Source organism: Variovorax sp. GW821-FHT09B05 (assembly GCF_059418265.1).
Genome location: NZ_JBWKPN010000021.1, coordinates 84,464 through 98,556, shown reverse-complemented (window position 1 = coordinate 98,556; position 14,093 = coordinate 84,464). Strand labels below are relative to the sequence as shown.

The following is a 14,093-nucleotide window of genomic DNA, read 5'->3' as shown; positions in this document are numbered from 1 at the left end:
GGTGACGCGCGCGAACTCAGCGGACTTCCACGAACTTGCCGTCCTTGATCTCGACCATGCGGAACGCGGACACGTCCAGGCCCATGTGGTCGGTGGCCGACATGCGGTAGATGCCGCTCACGCCGACGAAGTCCTTGGTGGCCTCGATGGCGTCGCGCAGCTTCTGCTTGTCGGTGCCGCCGGCGCGCTGGATCGCGTCGATCAGCAGGTACAGCGCGTCGTGCGCATAGCCGCCGAAGGTCGACACGTCCATCTTCGCGGTCGACTCGTAGTCCTTCGCGTACGACACGCTGACCTTCTTCTGCGGATCGGCATCGGGCAGCGCCTGGGCGATCAGCAGCGCGGGCGAAGGCATGCGGATGCCCTCGGAGGACTTGCCCGCGATGCGGATGAACTCGGTCGAGGCCTGGCCGTGCGAGGTGTAGAGCGGCTGCTTCATCGCGAGCTGCTGGTGGTTGCGCGCGATGATGGCCGGCGCCTGGCCGGTGCCGAACACGAACACGGCCTGCGCGCCCGAGGACTTGATGCGCGTGAGCTGCGGCGTGACGTCGGTGTCCTTCTCGCCGTAGGTCTGGTCCTCCACCACCTTCAGTCCCAGCGACTCGGCGAGCTTGAGCGTCTCGGTGCGGCCCGACTTGCCGAAGCCGCCGGTGTCCGACAGCAGCGCGAACTGCGTGAAGCCGCGCTTCTTCATCTCGCCGAGCACCTTCTCGGCCGCCATGCGGTCGGAGTGCGGCATCTTGAACACGTAGGGCTTGACCGGCTCGACGATGACCGAGGCGGCGGCCAGCGAGATCAGTGGCATCTTCGCGGCCTCGGCCTGCGGCACCATCGCCATGGTGGAGCCGGTGGTGGAGGCGCCGAGGATCGCGTCGACCTCGTCCTGCATGATCAGGCGGCGCGTGAAGGCGTTGGCCTTGTTCGCGTCGCTGGCGTCGTCGTAGAGCACCAGCTCGAGCTTGCGGCCGAGCACGCCGCCGGCCGCGTTGATCTTGCGCACGTACATCTCGAGCGTCTTCTGCTGCGGATCGCCGAGGAAGGAGGCCGGGCCGGTGGCCGAGACCACGGCGCCGATCTTGATCGGCCCGGCCGCATGGACCTGCGCGGCCAGCGGCAGCAGCAGCGCGCCGGCCAGCAGCGCGTTGACGGCGCGGCGGCCGAGGAAAGTGGAAGGCTTGCTGTTTCTCATCGTCTTGTCTCCTGTCGTCGTTCTCTTTGGGGGAAGGGATGCGGACCCTCAGCGCGCCGGCTTTCGCCGCACGATGTGGATGGGGTGGACGCGCGGCGCGGGCGGCGGCAGGCCCAGCGCGCGCGCCAGGGTGCGGCCCTCGGGGTCGGCCAGCGCGGCTTCGCGCGCGGCGCGCACGCGCTCGGCCGCCTGCGCGAGCGCGGCGGCATCGCCGGGGGGCGCGGCGAACTGGGCCTGCATGTCGTCGAGCACCGCGCCGAGGTTGCGGTGGCCGCGCTCGCTGGTCTCGCCGTAGCCCTTGACCAGGTTGCCGCACAGCGCGATCTCGTAGGCCAGGCGCGGGCTCAGCGCGAGCGCGGCGCGCACGGTGTCGAGCCAGCGCTCGATCATGGCCTGCTCGATCGCGTAGCGCGCGCCCGCGCGGCGCAGCACGCGCAGCGAGCGCAGGCCGCACAGCAGCGCGAAGCCCAGCACGGTGTCGGTGCGCATGTGCAGGCCCACGTTGAGCCGGTGCGCCTTGTGGGCCAGGCGCCGGCGCAGCCAGGCCGAGGCGCGCGGCGGCAGCAGCGAACAGACCTCGTCGAGGCCGGGCTTCAGGTATTCGGTCAGGCGCAGCGGCTCGCCCTGGCGCGCGCCCACCTCCTCGCGCACGCGTTGCAGCCGCTCGCCGCGGGTCTTGAGGTCGGCCACGCGGATCACGTCCTCGTAGCTCATCCACAGCGCGAGATGGCGCGCGGTCTCGCGCGTCACGGGCAGCTCGCCGCCGAAGGGCCGCTCGAGCGCGAGCACCGCGTCGACGCGCTGCAGGTAGAGCGCGCCGTAGCGCGCGTCCTGGTAGTCGAGCACCTGCTGCAGGCCATGGCCCAGCAGTTCGTGCAGCGGCTCGGGCATGGCGGCGATGCGCGGGTCGATGGGCGTGCGCGGCGGCGCCACAGCGGCACTGGCGGTGGCCTCCGGCGCAGGACGAGCCACCTGCTCGAAGCCCGCCGCGAAACCCTTGAGGCTGGCCTCCACCGCCTTGCCCGAGGCGCGGATCGCCTGCTCGCAGGCCTCGCGCGAGAACGGCAGCGCGCCGCTGCCGGCCATGGCGCCGAACATCACGGTGTTGATCACCGTGCCGTGGCGCCAGGCCAGCGCGCGCATGTCGAACAGGTGGCTGTGCCGCGCGAGTTCGCGCGCGGCCTCGCTCACGCGCCGGCCGTCGTAGCGGCCATCGCCCATGGCGGATTTCTCGGCCACCGCGAACTCGCGGTGCGTCGAGGCCACCAGCGTGGTGCGCCGCGGATGCACGAAGCCGCCCTGCAGCACGCGTCCCGCCTCCATCAGCTCGGAGGCGGCGACGATGTCGACGTCGCCCGGACTCGGCGTGAGCGAGAACACCGGGCGCGCGCCGCCGAGCCGCGCGGCCTCGACCGGGTAGATCTCGATGTAGTAGTTGGTGGCGCCGGTGCGCTGCGCCACGCCGGGCACCGAGGTGCTCTGCACCGGGAAGCCCTGGGCCGCGGCCGCGGCGATCAGCCAGTCGGCCAGCACGCCGCCGCCCTCGCCGCCCATGGCGGCGACCAGTACGGTCACGATGCGCGGTGCGTCTTCGAAGGCGTCGTGGTTCATGCCGCCAGCGCCTCCGCGCGGTCGCGCGCCTTGCCGGCCATGAGGCCGATGACGCCGCTGCGCAGCCGGTGCAGCAGGCGCTCCCAGGTGCCGGCGTTCTGCACGATCTCGGCCTTGTAGAACGAGGGGCAGAGGATCGCGGCGTGCGCGTTCTCGCCGCACAGGCCGCAGCCCACGCAGCCCTGGTTGACGGTGGCCACGGGATCGGTGCGCAGCGCGCTCGGGTTGGGCTTGATGGTGAGCGACGGGCAGCCCGACAACCGGATGCACGAGTGGTCGCCGGTGCAGACGTCGTCGTCGATGCCGAAGCGCGTGCGCACCACGCGCTCGCCGCGCTTGAGCTTCGCGGCCGTGACGGGCTTGATGCGGCGCTGGCGCTCGAGCTGGCATTCGCCGTCGGCGATGATGACCTTGAGGCCGCCCTCCTCGGTGGTCATCGCCTCCTGCAGCGTGTCGCGCATCTCGGCCACGCTGTAGCTGCGCACCTTGCGCACCCAGCCCACGCCCACGCCCTTGAGCGCGGCCTCGATGTCCAAGGTCAGCGGCTTGGCCGCGGGCTGCGTGGGCGAGGAGGGAATGGCCTGCGTGCCGGTGGCCGAGGTGTAGCCGTTCTTCAGGATCACGAGCACCGAGTCCTGGCCGTTGTAGACCGCGTTGACCACGCCGCTGGTGAAGCCGTTGTGCCAGAAGCCGCCGTCGCCCATGATGCTGACGACCCGGTTGCCCATCAGCGGCGCGATGCCCGAGGAGCTCGCGAGGCCCAGGCCGTAGCCGAGCACCGTGCTGCCGGTGTTGAACGGCGGCAGGGTGCCGAAGGTGTGGCAGCCGATGTCGGCGCTGACGTGCACGCTGCCGAGTTCCTTCTGCATCAGCTTGATGGCGGCGAACACCGGGCGCTCGGGGCAACCGATGCAGAAGCCCGGCGGCCGGCTCGGCACGGGCACGCCCAGCGCCTCGACCGCGCGCGGCTTGAGCGCGGCCAGCGGCGCGGCGCTGTCGGCGACCTGCACGGCGCCCTGGTCGCCGAGCGCTTCGGGCCGCGCCTGGCGGATGAACTCGGCCAGGCCGCGCACCAGCACCTCGCCGGTGTACTCGCCGGCCATCGGGAAGATGTCCTTGCCGTGCAGCCGCGTGTCGCAGCCGGCCTTGCGCAGCATCGCGTGCAGCGCGTCCTCCATGTAGTTGGGCTGGCCCTCTTCCACCATCAGCACCGCGCGCTTGCCGCGGCAGAAGTCGATGAGCTCGTCGGGCACCATCGGGTAGACCACGTTGAGCACCTGCAGCGGAATGCGGCTGTTGCCGAAGGCATCGGCCAGGCCGAGTTGCTGCAGCGCGCGCAGGGTGCCGTTGTAGAGGCCGCCCGGCAGCACCAGGCCGACGTCGGCGCAGTCGCCGTCGAAGCGCTCGTTGAGCCGCGCGTCGCGGATGTAGGCCAGCGCGGCCGGCCAGCGCGACTCGATCTTCATGCGCTCCTGCGCATAGATCGAGGGCGGCAGGTTGATGTTGGCGAAGTCGAAGCGCGGCTGTGAAATGGCCTCGCGCGTGGAGATGGCCGGCGCGCGGTTGTCCTTGCAGACGAAGCTGCCGTGCACGTGGCAGGCGCGGATGCGCAGCTGCAGCATGACGGGCGTCTGGCTCGCCTCGGACAGCTCGAAGCCGTGCTCCACCGCGTCGACGATCGAGCCCAGGTTGGGCCGCGGATCGAGCAGCCACATCTGCGACTTCATCGCGAAGGCGTGGGTGCGCTCCTGGATGATGCTCGAGCCCTCGCCGTAGTCCTCGCCGAGGATCACCAGCGCGCCGCCCAGCACGCCGGCCGAGGCGAGGTTGGACAGCGCGTCGGACGCGACGTTGGTGCCGACCGTGGACTTCCACGTGACGGCGCCGCGCACCGGGTAGTTGATGGAGGCGCCGAGCATCGCGGCCGCGCCGGCCTCGGAGGCGCTGTTCTCGAAGTAGATGCCGAGCTCGTCGAGCAGCTCGCGCGCATCGCCGAGCACGTCGATCAGGTGCGAGACCGGCGCGCCCTGGTAGCCGCCGATGTAGCTCACGCCCGATTGCAGCAGGGCCTTGGTGACGGCCAGGATGCCCTCGCCGTGGAATTCCTCGTTCGCGCCCAGCGAGAGGCGCTTGACTTCTTCGGCGAAGGATCGCTCCATGGTGTTCTTTGTCTCCGGCCGGCGCCGCGGGAAGCGCCGCATTTCATCGTGGGTGGCTCGTGGACGGGGACTTTAGGAGTACCCGTTCATTTGCCCAATCGATGAAATGGGAGTTACACATCGATGAATTCGATGTGGTGTCGTGCGATCGGAATCGGCTTGCCCGCGCGGGGCGGGAGGCTCAGTCCACCAGGTAGCCGAGCCTGCGCATCGCGTCGCCGAGCCCCTTGCGGCTGCGCTCCATCGCGGCCCAGGGCGCGTTGCCGATCTCGAGCCGCTCGACGATGGTCGCCACGGTCCAGTGGTCGGAGCCGTCGACCTCGAACAGCTCGTCCCAGTCCAGCGGCACCGACACGCCCAGGCCCGGCCGCGCGCGTGCCGACCAGGCGCTGATGGTGGTGGCGCCGAAGCCGTTGCGCAGGTAGTCGGCGAAGATCTTGCCGACGCGGTTGCGCGGCCCGCTCTTGGCGACGATGCGCTCGGGCACGCTGCGCGCGAGCTGCTGCACGATGGCCTGCGAGAAGCCCTTGACCTCGTCCCAGCCATGCGTGCGCCGGATCGGCACCACCACGTGCAGGCCCTTGCCGCCGCTGGTCTTGAGGAAGGACGGCAGGCCGAGCTCGTCGAGCAGGGTGCGCACCAGCAGCGCGGCCTCCTGCATGCGAGGCCACTCGACGCCCTCGCCGGGGTCGAGGTCGAAGGTCATGCGGTCGGGCTGGCCGAAGGCGCGCGAGAGCGCGTTCCAGGTGTGGAACTCCACCACGTTGAACTGCGCCGCGCCGAGCAGGCCCTCGGCCACGTCGATCTGCAGCAGCGGCTCGTGGCCGGGATCGAGCGCCGGGTCGAGCAGGCCCACGCCGGCCATCTCGCCGTGCTGCGCATGCTTCTGGAAGAACAGCTCGCCCGCGATGCCGTCGGGCGCGCGCACCAGCGCCACCGGCCGGCCGCGCAGGTGGGGCAGCATCAGCGGCGCGACGCGCGCGTAGTAGGCGGCGAGCTCGCCCTTGGTGATGCCGCTCTGCGCGTCGACGAGGCGGTCGGCATGGGTGATGCGCGGCGTGGATTGCTTGCGAGCAGCGGCCATGGTTCGTTTCCTTGGTCCGCCATGGTCATGCTCGCCTGGAGCGGCGGATGTAGGAACGCGACGGCGCGCCGTGTATCCCTGGCGCTCAGGCCGTGCCGTCGAGCCGCCGTTCGCTGGGCCGCGCGAAGTAGAACCACTCGGTGTCCGGCAGCGCGAGCGCGTTGGGAAACACGATGCAGCCGTCGTCGGGCGCGGTCACGGGCGTGCCGTCGTGCCGCGTGCCGATGAGCTCGCCGCGGCGCACCGGATCGAAGGTGGCCCAGTCGCGCGCGAAGCGGTCGTCGGCATGCAGCCGGTCGGTCACGCTGGCCAGGCGCAGCAGGCGCGGCGGCACGTCGGGCCCGGCCGACAGACCCGGCGGCAGCGCCGCCATGCCCAGCAGCGCCAGCGTGCGGCGGATCGCGCGCCAGGCCACCTCGGGCGCCAGCGGATCCTGGTGCTGGCCGCATTCGAGCGTGACGCCGTAGCCGCCGCAGCTGCGGATGTATTCGTTGGTGCCGCGGCCGAAGTCGATGGCGGCCTCGTCGACCGCGGCGCCGCGCTGCGCGAGGCCCGCGGCATAGATGTCGAGCCAGCCCTCGACCACGATCGGCGTGCCCAGGTGCAGCGCGAGCTGGCCTTCCTCGGCGGCGCGCGCGAAGGGCTCGAGCGTGCCGGTGTTGTCGCGCGGGCCGATCATCGCGAAGGCCTCGCCCGCGCTCTGGAACGAATGCAGGTCGAGCAGCACCTCGTGGCGCGCGATCACGGGCGCCAGCACGTTGGTCACGCGGGCCTCGTAGTCGGCCGGCTCGGCCGCGGGCTTGAACAGCCGGTTGAGGTTGCGCTCGCCCTCGCGCTGCAGGCGCCGGCGCGCCAGCGGATTGGCCACCGGCACCAGCGTGAGCTCGCCGCGCAGCAGCGCGAGCTCGCCCGCCGCGAACTCGGCCAGCACCCGCTCGATGCCGGCGGTGCCGCTGGTCTCGTCGCCATGCACGCCGCCCATCACGAGCAGCCGGGGGCCGGGGTTCAGGGAGGCGAAGGCGTGGAGGCGGATGCTGTCGTGCGCGACGGCGTCGAAGGGAGAGGAAGCCATGCGGGGATTATGAGGAGGCCTCTTGACAGGTGCAAAGATGCTTCGCTTTTCATAGCACCGACCCTCGCGGCCACGAGGCCACGGCCGCGATCGACACGCAGCCTACAGCCGTGCCCTGGGCTGTCCTACCGGCCCCGCGCGGACGGCCCCGCAAGCTGGTGCCCACCAACGACCGAAGGAGCCTTCATGGCCAAGGACAGCACCCCGACCCGCAAGCAGCCCGCCGACCCGCAGAAGGACGCGGGCGGCGGCAAGACCAAGATCGAACAGGGCGGCGAGTCGTCGCCGCGGCTGCCGCACGAACGCGACCAGTCCTCGGACAGCCAGCAGACCCGCGACGGCAAGCCGACCGAGCGTGGCCGCCGCGCGCATGACGATGTGGAGCGCGGCCTGGTCGACACCGACCAGGGGCTGCGCGCCGACAAGGTCGGCGAGCAGGCCAAGCGCTGATTCGAAGGCCTGCTGCCGCTCAGGCGGCGGCCACGCCCGCCAGTTGCGTGCGCATCTGCGAGATCACCGCGCCATAGTCCTTGGCGTTGAAGATCGCGCTGCCGGCCACGAAGGTGTCGGCGCCGGCCGAGGCCACGCGCGCGATGTTGTCGGCCTTGATGCCGCCGTCGACCTCGAGGCGGATGTCGCGCCCGCTCTGCTCGATGCGCTTGCGCGCCTGTTCGATCTTGCGCAGCGCCGAGTCGATGAAGCTCTGGCCGCCGAAGCCGGGGTTGACGCTCATGATCAGGATCAGGTCGATGTCGTCGATCACCCAGTCGAGCACCTCGAGCCCGCGCGCCGGGTTGAACACCAGCCCCGGCTTGCAGCCGGCCGCGCGGATCGCCTGGATGCTGCGGTGCACGTGCGGCGTGGCGTCGGGATGGAAGCTGATGTAGTCGGCCCCGGCCTGCGCGAACGAGGCCGCGAGGGCGTCGACCGGCTGCACCATCAGGTGCACGTCGATCGGCACCGGCGTGCCGTCGGCCGTCTTGGCATGCGGCTTGAGCGCCTGGCAGATCATCGGACCGAAGGTCAGGTTCGGCACGTAGTGGTTGTCCATCACGTCGAAATGGATCCAGTCCGCACCCGCGGCGATCACGTCCGAGAGCTCTTGGCCGAGCTGGGCGAAGTCGGCGGAAAGGATGGAGGGGGCGATGCGGAAGGTCATGGGCGGCGATTGTCGCAGCCGGCCAAAGGCGCAGCGGAGCTCCCGGACTTCTTCTATGCCTGCCAGGGATCGACCAGCGCCACGCCGGTGCCGGCATAGCCGGCCGCGTCGCGCGAGACCACCGCGAGGCCATGCTGCGCGGCGGTGGCGGCGATGATCAGGTCGGGCTGCGAGAAGGTGCGCCCGGCCTTGCGGCCCTGCTCGACCATCAGCCGCCACTTGAACATCACGTCCTCGCTGACCGGCAGCACGCGGTAGCCGAACATCGGCCGCAGTTGCAGCTGCAGCCAGTCGTTGAGCTGGGCGCGCTTGTGGATGTCGGCCACCAGCTCGATGCCGAAGCGGATCTCCGCGAAGGTGACGGTGCTGACGAACAGGCTTTCGAGCGGCTGCGCGCCGACGAAGGCGACCACCCGGGGCTCGGGACGCGGGCGCCGCAGCTCGGACAGCACGTTGGTGTCGAGCAGGAAGCCGCTCATCGCGCTCATGGCGCTCACGGCATTCACAGCTCGACGCTGCGCACCGGTGAGGCTTCGGAAGCGCCGACCGACAGCTCGATGTCCCGATGCGGCGAGGCCTGCAGCACGTCGACCAGGGCCTGGCCCGTGCGCGCGCCCTGCAAGCGCTGGAAGTCCTCGGCTGCGATCACCACGACCTCGTCGCGCCCGTGGACCGTGACGTGCTGCGGCCCCTCGCTGTGGACGCGGCGCACCAGTTCGCTGAAGCGCGCCTTGGCGTCCTGCAGCGGCCAATGGCCTGGAAGTGAAATTCTGGTCATACCGACCAGATTATCTGTTCTTCGCCAATCCTGCAAGAAAGCCGGCCCGGCACCGGGAAGCTCTCCCCGCGCCAAAAACCAGCAGTTACCATCGCGCGCATGTCACACAGCCCCCTTTCCATCGAGGTCGAGCCGCGCTACCTCGCCGACCAGTCCTCGCCGAAGGAAGGCATCTACACCTTCGCCTACACCATCACGATCACCAACACCGGCTCGACCGGTGCCCAGGTGATCGCGCGGCACTGGCTGATCAACGACGCCTCGGGGCATGCGCAGGAGGTCAAGGGCCTGGGCGTGATCGGCCAGCAGCCGCTCTTGGCGCCGGGCGAGAGCTTCCGCTATACCAGCGGCTGCCGGCTGCAGGCCGCGAGCGGCACCATGCATGGCAGCTACCTCGTGGTGACCGAGGACGGCGAGCGCTTCGACGTGCCGATCCCGATGTTTGTGCTCGAGGCCGACATCGGCGGCGCGCCGGTCTCGCGCGTGCTGCACTAGCCTTTCCCGCTCGGGCACCCGCACGGAATTTCTCCCGCTGCGGCATCGCCCTCCTCTTCCCTTCTCGATTCCCTCCTCCCATGGCTGCCGCTTCGCGCGACCTGCAGGGGCTGCTCGCCGGCCTCGATCCTTCCGCCGACGTGGCTCGGCGCCACATCTGGCTCATCGACCTGTTCGACTGGCTGCGCGGCGACCGTGCCTCGCCGCAGGCGGCCATGGGCCGCGTGCAGCTGCTGCTCGACGCCATCGAGGCACGGCCCGAGCTGCGCGAGCGCGTGCGCGCCTGGTGGCGTGCCTTCACGCGCGACGTCGACCTGTCGACGCTTTTGGCCGACTACGGCTTCGCGCCGCGCACCGCCTTCCTCAGCGAGTTCAACGAGCGGCTGCGCCGCAAGATCCTGCCGGGTACGCCCGAGACCACCGATGCCTCGGAGCTGTTCCGCATGGTGCTGCCGGGCGATTTCGATGCGCGCTGGATCGCGCTGCTCGAGGCGCCGCAGCTGGTGCGCATCGGCGCGCTGCTGGCCGATGAAGCGGCCGACGACGGCACCACCGTGCCGCGCTGGCGCGCCACGCTGATGGATGCCATCACCTACTGCGCGAGCCAGCTGGTGGCCGCGGGCTTCTCGTCCGAGCTGCGGCTGCGCATGCGCAGCACCGAGGAGAGCCGGCCCTTCCATGCGCTGATGGCCGAGCTCGACGAACTGCGCGAGCGGCTGTTCGAGGACCGCCCGCGCGACGAGGCCGCGGTGCAGGCGGCCTTCGTCGCGTTCCGCGACCGGCTCGATGCCTGCCGCGCGAGCGCCGCCTCGGTCTACGCGCACCTGGAAGACAACGGCATCTCGGTCGGCCTGGTGTTCCGCGTGCGCCAGATGCGCGAGCGGGTGCTGCGCATCCGCGAGCTGCTCGACGGCCTGATGTCGCCCACGCCCGCGGTCAGCATCGCGCGGCTGGTCGGCCGGCTGGTGCAGGCCGGCAGCGAGCGCAACAGCATCCGCGCGCTGATCGCCTCGAACTCGTCGATGCTCGCGGCCAAGGTCACCGAGCGCAGCGCCGAGACCGGCGAGCACTACATCACGCGCGACCGCGCGAGCTACCGGCAGATGGTGCGCAAGGCCGCGGGCGGCGGCGCGCTGACCTCGCTCACGGTGCTCGCGAAGTTCGGCATCTATGCGCTGGGCCTGTCGGCCTTCTGGAGCGGCCTGGGCTCGGGCGTGATGTACGCCGCCAGCTTCGTCGCGATCCAGCTGCTGCACCTCACGCTCGCCACCAAGCAGCCGGCCATGACGGCGCCGGCGCTGGCCGCGCGGCTGCGCGAGATCCGCGCCGACAGCGGCCTCGACGAATTCGTCGACGAGGTCGCCAACCTGGTGCGCTCGCAGGTGGCGGCGGTGCTGGGCAACGTGCTGGTGGTGGTGCCGGCGGTGGCCGCGCTCGCCATCGCCTGGCGGCTCGCGCTGCACCAGCCGCTGCTCGATGCCGCGCATGCGGCCGCCGTGCTGCAGTCGCTGTCGCTCGCGGGTCCCACCGCGCTGTTCGCGGCCTTCACCGGCGTGCTGCTGTTCGCCTCCAGCCTGATCGCGGGCTGGGCAGAAAACGCCTTTGTCCTGCATCGGCTGGACTCCGCCATGCGGTACAACCCCCGCATCGGCGCCGTCCTGGGCGCCGCCCGGGCCCGTCGATGGGCCGACTTCATGCGCACCCACATCTCCGGTTTCGCCGCCAACATTTCGCTGGGCCTGATGCTCGGACTGCTGCCAGCGGTCGCGGGCTTCTTCGGGCTCGGCCTCGACGTGCGGCACGTGACGCTGTCGGCCGGCCAGATCGGCGCGGCCGTGGTGTCGCTCGGCCTGCCGGTGCTGCAGCAGCCGCTGCTGTGGTGGGCGGTGGCGGCGATCCCGGTGATCGGTGCGCTCAATGTGAGCGTGAGCTTCTATTTCGCATTCCGGCTGGCGCTGCGCGCGCACAGCGTGAGCCTCGCCGACCGCGCCCGCATCCGCGGCGCGCTGCGGGCGCGCTGGCGCAGCCGGCCCATGAGCTTCTTCCTACCCGCATGAATCTGACGAGTCTCACCGCCGACCTGATGGGCTTCTGGTCCGAATGGGCCCGCCCGTCGGCCGGCCTTCCCACCGTGCTGTGGTCGCTGCTGCTGGCCGCGGCCGCCGCCTCCGGCCACCTGGTGCGCCGCTACATGGGCATGCCCAAGGTGGTCGGCTATTCGATCGTGGGCACCATCGTCGGCTTCGCCGGCTTCGAGGGCGCGATCTGGCCGCTGCGCGGCATCAGCCTGTTCCTGCTCGAGCTCGGCGTGGCCGTGGTGCTGTTCGAGGCCGGCGGCCGGCTGCCGCTGCGCTGGTTCCGCCACAACCCGATGGTGCTGGTGCAGAGCCTGCTCGAGGCCACGCTGACCTACTTCGGCGTGTTCTGGGTGCTGCGCCTGCTGGGCCTGCCCGACCCGGTGGCCAACCCGCTCGCGCTGATGGCGATCGTCGCCTCCCCCGCGGTGCTCAGCCGCGTGATCATGGACACCCGCGCCGCCGGCCCGGTGACCGAGCGCGCGATGACGCTGGCCACGCTCAACACCTTCTATGCGCTCGCGCTCGGCTATGCGCAGGCCGGCCTGATCGAGCGCGCGCCGCAGACCATGCTGCAGAAGCTCTACCCGATCGCGGTGGTGCTGGGCCTGTCCTTCGTGGTCGGCGCGCTGATGGCGCTGGCGCTGCGCACCGCGCTGCGCGTGATGAGCCCGACCAGCGAGAACACCTCGCTGCTGCTGCTGGCGCTGATCGCGGCCGGCGCCGCCGTCACGGCGCACATCGGCGGCTCCGCGCCCCTGGCCGCGCTGATCGGCGGCGTGCTGCTCAAGACCCTGAATCCCAAGCCCTGGGCCTGGCAGCGCCAGCTCGGCACCGCGGCCTCGCTGCTCACCATGCTGATGTTCGTGCTGGTGTCGATCGTCGCCGCGCAGGCCGACTGGACGCTGCCCGTGGCCAGCGTGGTGCTGGCGCTGATCGCCGTGCGCATGGTCGCCAAGATCGCCGGCGTGGCGATCGCCAACCCCGGCAGCGGCGCGAGCTGGAAGCAGGCCTTCTGGGTCGGCTGCGCGATGTCGCCGCTGTCCTCGATCGCGCTCCTGATCGCCTCCAATTTCGCCACCGCCTCGCCACTGCTCGGCACCATGATCACCCAGGTCGCGCTGCCCTCGATCCTGCTGATGGAGCTGCTGGGCGCGGTGCTCGCCACGGTCGCGATCCATGCGGTGGGCGAGAGTTCGGTGCCCTGGGCGCCCGAGGCCTTCAGCAGCACCGCCGAGGACACGCAGCGATGAGCAGCAACACGACCACTCCCCCGAGCCCCGCGATCGACCCGGACAGCGACGACGTGCGCTCGTCGCCGCTGCCGGCCGATCCCGCGAGCCGCGCCGTCAAGCTCGAGCCCTTCAACAAGTCGGAGGCGCTGTCGCTCGGCGTCGAGCTCGAGCTGCAGCTCGTGAACACGCACGACTACGACCTCGCGCCGTATGCGGAAGACATGCTGCGGCTGATGGCGCAGACGCCGCTGCCCGGCAGCGTGGTGCCCGAGATGACCTCGAGCATGATCGAGATCTCGACCGGCATCTGCCATTCGGCGCAGGACGTGATCGCGCAGCTCACGCCGATCCGCGACGCGCTGATCAAGAACGCCGACAAGCTCAACATCGCGGTGGTGGGCGGCGGCACGCATGCGTTCCAGCAATGGCACGAGCGGCGCATCTACGACAAGCCGCGCTTTCGCGAGCTGTCGGAGCTCTACGGCTACCTGAGCAAGCAGTTCACCATCTTCGGCCAGCACGTGCACATCGGCTGCCCCGATGCCGACTCGGCGCTCTTGATGCTGCACCGCATGTCGCGCTACATCCCGCACTTCATCGCGCTGTCGGCCTCCTCGCCCTTCGTGCAGGGGCAGGACACGCAGTTCGACTCGGCGCGGCTGAACTCGGTGTTCGCGTTCCCGCTGTCGGGCCGCGCGCCCTTCACCACGAGCTGGAAGGAATTCGAGGCCTACTTCGAGCGCATGACCCGCACCGGCGTCGTGCGCAGCATGAAGGACTTCTACTGGGACATCCGGCCCAAGCCCGAGTTCGGCACCATCGAGATCCGCGTCTTCGACACCCCGCTGACCGTGGCGCGCGCCGCCGCGCTCGCGGGCTATGTGCAGTCGCTGGCCGCCTGGTTCCTGCAGGAGCAGCCCTTCGAGCCCAGCGAGGACGACTACCTGGTCTACACCTACAACCGCTTCCAGGCCTGCCGCTTCGGCCTCGACGCGGTCTACGTCGACCCGGCCAGCGGCCAGCACATGCCGCTGCGCGACCACATCCTGATGACCATGACCCAGCTCGAATGGCACAGCGAGGCGCTCAACGCCACGCAGGCGCTGGGCGAGCTGCGCACCAGCGTCGAGACCAACCGCAACGACGCGCGCTGGCTGCGCGAGCGGCAGGGGCGCGAGCGGCTGCTGGCCGAGGTGGTGCGGCAGGCGTCGCTGCGCTTTCGCGGGGCGACGTAGC

General features: G+C 70.8%; 13 protein-coding genes. 5 read left to right on the top strand and 8 right to left on the bottom strand.

The annotated features are described in order from the left end of the window. Nucleotides 1-16 precede the first annotated feature (16 nt). From AC07RM_RS36285 to AC07RM_RS36265, 5 genes are all read right to left on the bottom strand, one after another. Nucleotides 17-1,189: an ABC transporter substrate-binding protein gene (locus AC07RM_RS36285; protein WP_208511892.1), complete on the bottom strand. Its 1,173-nt coding sequence runs from the start codon at nt 1,187-1,189 to the stop codon at nt 17-19. 48 nt (nt 1,190-1,237) lie between these two features. Next, nucleotides 1,238-2,800 (bottom strand): indolepyruvate oxidoreductase subunit beta family protein, encoded by a 1,563-nt coding sequence (locus AC07RM_RS36280; RefSeq protein WP_495337574.1) that lies wholly within the window; start codon nt 2,798-2,800, stop codon nt 1,238-1,240. Further along, nucleotides 2,797-4,959: a thiamine pyrophosphate-dependent enzyme gene (locus tag AC07RM_RS36275; RefSeq protein ID WP_495337573.1), complete on the bottom strand. Its 2,163-nt coding sequence runs from the start codon at nt 4,957-4,959 to the stop codon at nt 2,797-2,799. Before AC07RM_RS36275 ends, AC07RM_RS36280 begins: the two co-directional genes overlap by 4 nt. Before the next feature lie 181 nt (nt 4,960-5,140). After that, nucleotides 5,141-6,043 carry a non-homologous end-joining DNA ligase gene (ligD, locus tag AC07RM_RS36270; protein ID WP_495337572.1) on the bottom strand — a complete coding sequence of 301 codons (903 nt, stop codon included), beginning with the start codon at nt 6,041-6,043 and terminating at the stop codon, nt 5,141-5,143. A gap of 85 nt (nt 6,044-6,128) precedes the next feature. Beyond that, complete coding sequence (locus tag AC07RM_RS36265) at nt 6,129-7,115, bottom strand: succinylglutamate desuccinylase/aspartoacylase family protein (RefSeq protein WP_495337571.1); 987 nt, start codon at nt 7,113-7,115, stop codon at nt 6,129-6,131. Nucleotides 7,116-7,301: 186 nt separating this feature from the next. Between AC07RM_RS36265 and AC07RM_RS36260 the strand changes: the two genes are divergently transcribed. Next, complete coding sequence (locus AC07RM_RS36260; protein ID WP_495337570.1) at nt 7,302-7,565, top strand: hypothetical protein; 264 nt, start codon at nt 7,302-7,304, stop codon at nt 7,563-7,565. Between the two features lie 19 nt (nt 7,566-7,584). Here the strand turns inward: AC07RM_RS36260 and rpe are convergent, their stop codons facing one another. From rpe to AC07RM_RS36245, 3 genes are read right to left on the bottom strand one after another with little or no spacing between them, the layout of a single operon-like run. After that, nucleotides 7,585-8,274, bottom strand: coding sequence for a ribulose-phosphate 3-epimerase (gene rpe / locus AC07RM_RS36255; protein ID WP_296781695.1), 690 nt, complete (start codon nt 8,272-8,274; stop codon nt 7,585-7,587). A gap of 53 nt (nt 8,275-8,327) precedes the next feature. Then, nucleotides 8,328-8,762 (bottom strand): type II toxin-antitoxin system VapC family toxin, encoded by a 435-nt coding sequence (locus tag AC07RM_RS36250; RefSeq protein ID WP_495337569.1) that lies wholly within the window; start codon nt 8,760-8,762, stop codon nt 8,328-8,330. Nucleotides 8,763-8,776: 14 nt separating this feature from the next. Next, complete coding sequence (locus tag AC07RM_RS36245) at nt 8,777-9,052, bottom strand: type II toxin-antitoxin system Phd/YefM family antitoxin (RefSeq protein WP_203204093.1); 276 nt, start codon at nt 9,050-9,052, stop codon at nt 8,777-8,779. A 99-nt stretch (nt 9,053-9,151) separates the two neighbouring features. Between AC07RM_RS36245 and apaG the strand changes: the two genes are divergently transcribed. The 4 genes from apaG to AC07RM_RS36225 all read left to right on the top strand — a co-directional run bounded on the left by apaG (nt 9,152) and on the right by AC07RM_RS36225 (nt 14,092). After that, nucleotides 9,152-9,547: a Co2+/Mg2+ efflux facilitator ApaG/CorD gene (apaG, locus tag AC07RM_RS36240; RefSeq protein WP_057593319.1), complete on the top strand. Its 396-nt coding sequence runs from the start codon at nt 9,152-9,154 to the stop codon at nt 9,545-9,547. An 80-nt stretch (nt 9,548-9,627) separates the two neighbouring features. Next, a complete protein-coding gene (gene tlpB, locus AC07RM_RS36235; RefSeq protein ID WP_495337568.1) occupies nt 9,628-11,604 on the top strand; it encodes a transporter-like protein TlpB in 1,977 nt (658 codons plus the stop codon). After that, nucleotides 11,601-12,875 carry a cation:proton antiporter gene (locus AC07RM_RS36230; RefSeq protein WP_489042149.1) on the top strand — a complete coding sequence of 425 codons (1,275 nt, stop codon included), beginning with the start codon at nt 11,601-11,603 and terminating at the stop codon, nt 12,873-12,875. The genes tlpB and AC07RM_RS36230 overlap by 4 nt, the downstream gene beginning before the upstream one ends. Further along, on the top strand, nt 12,872-14,092 hold the full coding sequence (locus tag AC07RM_RS36225; RefSeq protein WP_495337567.1) for a YbdK family carboxylate-amine ligase: 1,221 nt from the start codon (nt 12,872-12,874) through the stop codon (nt 14,090-14,092). The genes AC07RM_RS36230 and AC07RM_RS36225 overlap by 4 nt, the downstream gene beginning before the upstream one ends. Nucleotide 14,093 lies beyond the last annotated feature (1 nt).

Bases quoted from the DNA above. Each gene is read 5' to 3' on its own strand.
- AC07RM_RS36225 (WP_495337567.1), top strand. From the start codon at position 12,872: ATGAGCAGCAACACGACCACTCCCCCGAGCCCCGCGATCGACCCGGAC.
- AC07RM_RS36265 (WP_495337571.1), bottom strand. From the start codon at position 7,115: ATGGCTTCCTCTCCCTTCGACGCCGTCGCGCACGACAGCATCCGCCTC.
- tlpB (WP_495337568.1), top strand. From the start codon at position 9,628: ATGGCTGCCGCTTCGCGCGACCTGCAGGGGCTGCTCGCCGGCCTCGAT.
- AC07RM_RS36260 (WP_495337570.1), top strand. From the start codon at position 7,302: ATGGCCAAGGACAGCACCCCGACCCGCAAGCAGCCCGCCGACCCGCAG.
- AC07RM_RS36230 (WP_489042149.1), top strand. From the start codon at position 11,601: ATGAATCTGACGAGTCTCACCGCCGACCTGATGGGCTTCTGGTCCGAA.
- AC07RM_RS36285 (WP_208511892.1), bottom strand. From the start codon at position 1,189: ATGAGAAACAGCAAGCCTTCCACTTTCCTCGGCCGCCGCGCCGTCAAC.
- AC07RM_RS36280 (WP_495337574.1), bottom strand. From the start codon at position 2,800: ATGAACCACGACGCCTTCGAAGACGCACCGCGCATCGTGACCGTACTG.
- apaG (WP_057593319.1), top strand. From the start codon at position 9,152: ATGTCACACAGCCCCCTTTCCATCGAGGTCGAGCCGCGCTACCTCGCC.
- rpe (WP_296781695.1), bottom strand. From the start codon at position 8,274: ATGACCTTCCGCATCGCCCCCTCCATCCTTTCCGCCGACTTCGCCCAG.
- ligD (WP_495337572.1), bottom strand. From the start codon at position 6,043: ATGGCCGCTGCTCGCAAGCAATCCACGCCGCGCATCACCCATGCCGAC.
- AC07RM_RS36245 (WP_203204093.1), bottom strand. From the start codon at position 9,052: ATGACCAGAATTTCACTTCCAGGCCATTGGCCGCTGCAGGACGCCAAG.
- AC07RM_RS36275 (WP_495337573.1), bottom strand. From the start codon at position 4,959: ATGGAGCGATCCTTCGCCGAAGAAGTCAAGCGCCTCTCGCTGGGCGCG.
- AC07RM_RS36250 (WP_495337569.1), bottom strand. From the start codon at position 8,762: ATGAGCGCGATGAGCGGCTTCCTGCTCGACACCAACGTGCTGTCCGAG.